Origin of the sequence: Citrobacter sp. MGH 55, from assembly GCF_016906145.1 — a bacterium.
In the GTDB taxonomy this organism is placed as follows: Bacteria; Pseudomonadota; Gammaproteobacteria; order Enterobacterales; family Enterobacteriaceae; genus Citrobacter_A; species Citrobacter_A amalonaticus.
This window is the reverse complement of the sequence record NZ_CP070239.1, coordinates 2,430,084-2,434,432: the sequence shown is the minus strand read 5'-3', so window position 1 is coordinate 2,434,432 and position 4,349 is coordinate 2,430,084. Positions and strand designations below refer to the sequence as shown.

5 protein-coding genes and 2 tRNA genes are annotated in these 4,349 nt (G+C 52.1%); all 7 read right to left on the bottom strand.

All coding sequences use genetic code 11. The features are described 5' to 3' along the window. Positions 1-2: 2 nt before the first annotated feature. The 7 genes from luxS to csrA all read right to left on the bottom strand — a co-directional run bounded on the left by luxS (position 3) and on the right by csrA (position 4,242). Entirely contained in the window at positions 3-518 is a 516-nt protein-coding gene (luxS, locus tag JTI98_RS09785) for an S-ribosylhomocysteine lyase (protein WP_003037312.1), read from the bottom strand. Between the two features lie 148 nt (positions 519-666). Next, positions 667-2,226, bottom strand: coding sequence for a glutamate--cysteine ligase (gene gshA, locus JTI98_RS09780; RefSeq protein ID WP_042999620.1), 1,560 nt, complete (start codon positions 2,224-2,226; stop codon positions 667-669). A 78-nt stretch (positions 2,227-2,304) separates the two neighbouring features. After that, the gene (locus JTI98_RS09775; RefSeq protein WP_044326646.1) at positions 2,305-2,733 is read right to left on the bottom strand and encodes a YqaA family protein; all 429 of its coding nucleotides are present in this window, start codon (positions 2,731-2,733) and stop codon (positions 2,305-2,307) included. Then, on the bottom strand, positions 2,730-3,296 hold the full coding sequence (yqaB, locus tag JTI98_RS09770; protein WP_042999618.1) for a fructose-1-phosphate/6-phosphogluconate phosphatase: 567 nt from the start codon (positions 3,294-3,296) through the stop codon (positions 2,730-2,732). Before yqaB ends, JTI98_RS09775 begins: the two co-directional genes overlap by 4 nt. A 252-nt stretch (positions 3,297-3,548) precedes the next feature. After that, positions 3,549-3,625: transfer RNA gene (locus JTI98_RS09765), tRNA-Arg, on the bottom strand. A 3-nt stretch (positions 3,626-3,628) separates the two neighbouring features. Next, positions 3,629-3,721, bottom strand: a tRNA-Ser gene (locus JTI98_RS09760). Positions 3,722-4,056: 335 nt separating this feature from the next. Further along, a complete protein-coding gene (csrA, locus tag JTI98_RS09755; protein ID WP_000906486.1) occupies positions 4,057-4,242 on the bottom strand; it encodes a carbon storage regulator CsrA in 186 nt (61 codons plus the stop codon). Positions 4,243-4,349 lie beyond the last annotated feature (107 nt).

Genomic DNA, 4,349 nt, shown 5'->3' with positions numbered 1-4,349 from the left:
AACTAGATATGCAGTTCCTGCAACTTCTCTTTTGGCAGCGCCAGCTCTTCATTGCTGTTGACGCGAACGTCGCGCTCCAGAATATGACGCGCGATATCCTGTGCTTCACTCAGGGAGTGCATCTGATATGTACCACACTGGTAGACGTTCAGTTCCGGGATCTGATTCTGATCCTGAACTTTCAGCACGTCGGCCATCGCCGCTTTCCAGGCATCTGCCACGCGCTGCTCATCCGGCGTACCTATCAGGCTCATATAGAAACCGGTACGGCAACCCATCGGGGAGATATCGATAATCTCGACGCCGTTACCGTTGAGGTGATTACGCATAAAGCCTGCGAACAGATGCTCCAGCGTGTGAATCCCTTTCTCCGGCATCACCTCTTTATTTGGAATGCAGAAACGCAGATCAAACACGGTGATGGCGTCACCGTGTGGAGTGTTCATCGTTTTCGCCACACGGACTGCAGGTGCTTCCATCCGGGTATGATCGACAGTGAAGCTATCTAACAACGGCATTTAGCCACCTCCGATAATTTTTTATAAATAAACTGAACTCTTTGTTCCGGTGCGAGTCTGAGTATATGAAAGACGCGCATTTGTTATCATCATCCCTGTTTTCAGAGATGAAATTTTGGCCACTCCCGAGTGGCCTTTTTCTTTTCTGTCAGGCCTGCTGCTTTGCCAGCCAGCTGTCAAACGGTTCCGAATCTGCCGCTTCAACTTCGCGCTGACGACGTTTTGAGGCGTCACGTTCAGCCACAAAGTCTTCTTCCTGCAAAATTTCCAGCGGCTCTTCACGGAGCAGATTACGGTAAGCTTCGCCCAGCGCCCTGCCCGTACCGCCAATACCCGTATCAATCATAGACCGCAGAATACGTGCAGAGAACGTTAATTCCGGGTTATCAAAGCAGGCAACCAGTTCGTCACAGACTTTCTGATAATCCTCTCCGCCGTGGATGCTGTCCAGCGTTTGTGCCACACGCTTCAGATCGCGGAACAGATCTTTACCCACTTCGGGCAGCGGGAACTGTGCAGTTTCACAACCAATCCCTAACGTCAGGCCCGGCTTACGCCCTTCCAGAATCACCCGATTCCAGTTGGTACGCGTACATAGCAGCTCACTGCTGCTCATCTCCGGCGCATCGGCCAGCACACACCAGACCATAAACAGGTCAAGGAAACGCACCTGTTGCTCGTCCACGCCAATTGGCGAGAACGGGTTGATATCCAGCGAGCGGACTTCGATGTATTCGATACCGCCACGCAGAAGCGCATCTGAAGGCGACTCACCGCTACGCGTAACGCGTTTCGGACGAATCGGCGCGTACAGCTCATTTTCAATCTGCAGCACGTTGCTGTTGATTTGCAGACGCTTACCGTCTTTTTCCAGCCCTACTGCCGCATACTCTTCAGAAGGCGTTTTAATCGCCCGCTTCAAGCCTGCCACATACTCGTAGAGATCGTTAAACGTAATTCCGAGATTGCTTTGCGACTTATTGGTATAACCCAGATCGCTCAGTCGCAGCGAGGTCGCGTACGGCAGGTAGTACATTCCGCAGTCGGTTTTCTCAAACGGCAGCGTGGTCGGTTTGCCCTGCAGGAAGGAAGCGCAAATCGCCGGGGACGCACCAAACAGATAAGGAATGACCCAGCCAAAGCGGTAATAGTTACGGATCAGGCGGAAATAGCCGGCAGAGATTTTCTCTTTTGCCTCTTCGCCTTCCACTACGCCGCATTTCGCCTGCCAGAATGCCATTGGCAGTGAAAAGTTGTAGTGCACACCGGAAATAGTTTGCATCAACGCACCGTAACGGTTTTTCAACCCTTCACGGTACAGCGTTTTCATACGACCAATATTTGAAGTGCCATATTGCGCCAGTTCAATGTCCTGACCTTCGGCAATGTAGCAAGGCATGCTCAGAGGCCACATGCGCTCATCACCCATATTTCTGGCGGTATAACGATGCAGGTCACGCATGAAGGTCAGCATATGCTGGATATCGCCGTCTACCGGTGTGATAAACTCCAGCAGCGCTTCCGCGAAATCCGTGGTAATCCATTTATGCGTCAGCGCTGAGCCTAACGCTTCAGGATGCCCCGTTGTCGCCAACGTGCCATCCGCATTCACGCGCAATGTTTCGCGCTCCAGCCCGCGCTGTATCCCCTGTAATGCCTGAGGATGCTTTTCCAGCCAGGCCAAAGCCTGTGATACGTCCGGGATCAAATTGACCTCCCGCCTGTCAAAATCGTATTAATTAGCATAATTGTAGTGGTTAACCTAAAGGCTAATCCCCAGGCACAATTAGTGCCACCAGGTAATGCCCTGAACGGTAGCAGCCGCGACGACAATATAACGCAGCGCTTTGCCAAGGCATAAAAAAAAGAGCACCTGCCCCCACGAGAGGCGCATCCATCCCGCTAACAGGCACAGTAAATCACCCACAACCGGCATCCAGCTTAATAATAGTGTGACCGCGCCATAGCGTTTAAGCCAGCCTGTGGCTTTCTCCTGCCAGCGCGATGTCTTGCGCAGCGGGAAGAAACGCCCAAGGATAACGTTAGTTAACCCTCCAAGGCTATTACCCATTGTTGCTGTTAAAACTAAGACCCAGGGATGACTGAGTCCGGCCAGTAACATGGCAATCAGAACGACTTCCGAGTTGCCGGGCAGCAGCGTAGCGCTGAGGAAACTGCTGGCGAACAATGAAAGGAGCGACAGTCCGTCACTCACAGGAGTCGAACGTCCACAGCATCCATTCCGGCGGCGCGTGCTGCCTGGATACCAAAGTCCGCATCTTCAAATACCACGCACTGCGCCGGAGGCACGCCCATACGCTCCGCACAAAGCAGGAAAGTATCTGGCGCGGGTTTATGGTGCTGGACATGATCGGCAGCAACGACGGCATCAAAATAGCGACGCAACCCCAGATGGGCCAGCAGCGCTTCCGCTACTGCGCTTTCACTGCCGGTCCCGACAGACATCGGGCGACGACCATGCCACGCTTTTACCACCTCAACCAGCGGCAACGGCTCGACGCTGTCGAGGAGCATGATTTTTACCGCGTCGGTTTTTTCACGGGCTAACGCGTGAGGATCGAGATCCGCATGATTCAACTCAATAATGGACTGAGCAATACGCCATGTGGCTGAGCCGTTAAGGGCAATCATCGCCTGAAGATCAAAATGCATACCGTAACGACCTAATACTTCGACCCACGCCTTACGGTGCGTCGGTTCAGTATCCAGAAGGGTACCATCCATATCGAAAATCAGACCCGCATAACGTTCGTACATAGCGCTCTCACCGGCAAGTAAACAGACGTTACTTTATCGTAATTGCTGGATTTTGTCGCTGACGACGATGCTGAGGATTGTTCAGGAGATGAATGCAAAGGAGTAAGGAAAAGAAAAAAATGGTRCATCCGGGAGGATGACTCGGCGAAGCCTCGCCCTTCGGGCTGTTGCTGGCGCAACGTTATCCCCCCTGGTGCTTACGATGCTCTCGCAGACCATGAAACAACAAACTTGCTGTTATTCGGGAGAAGATGGTGCATCCGGGAGGATTCGAACCTCCGACCGCTCGGTTCGTAGCCGAGTACTCTATCCAGCTGAGCTACGGATGCAAATGGCGGTGAGGCGGGGATTCGAACCCCGGATGCAGCTTTTGACCGCATACTCCCTTAGCAGGGGAGCGCCTTCAGCCTCTCGGCCACCTCACCACACGCCTCTTACGAGTGCTTCGAAGAACTTGTTTCTGCTCATCGTCGCTGCGTGGCGCACATATTACTTTCTGGGACTTATAAGTCAAACAATTTTTCCTGAGCTTTTATCGTTTGCACACTTCACGTTCAATTAGTCTGCAAAAACGGCAAAAAGAGTGTTTTATCAACAGATAAATTGGACTCTGGGGCAACGGACTACCTCAATGGGAAAGACATACGGATGCAGTAGCGCCAGGCGAAACCGGAAAAAGAGTCACAGAAAAACGAAACAGAGTGGGATATTGCGACGATGTCAGGTTGCGCCTCACCCGGTCAGGTGAGACGCGGAAACCTTAGTAACTGGACTGCTGGGATTTTTCAGCCTGGATACGCTGGTAGATCTCTTCACGATGGACAGATACTTCTTTCGGGGCGTTTACGCCGATGCGTACCTGGTTGCCCTTCACCCCTAAAACTGTCACGGTGACCTCATCTCCAATCATGAGGGTCTCACCAACTCGACGAGTCAGAATCAGCATTCTTTGCTCCTTGAAAGATTAAAAGAGTCGGGTCTCTCTGTATCCCGGCATTATCCATCATATAACGCCAAAAAGTAAGCGATGACAAACACATTACATGTAAGTAG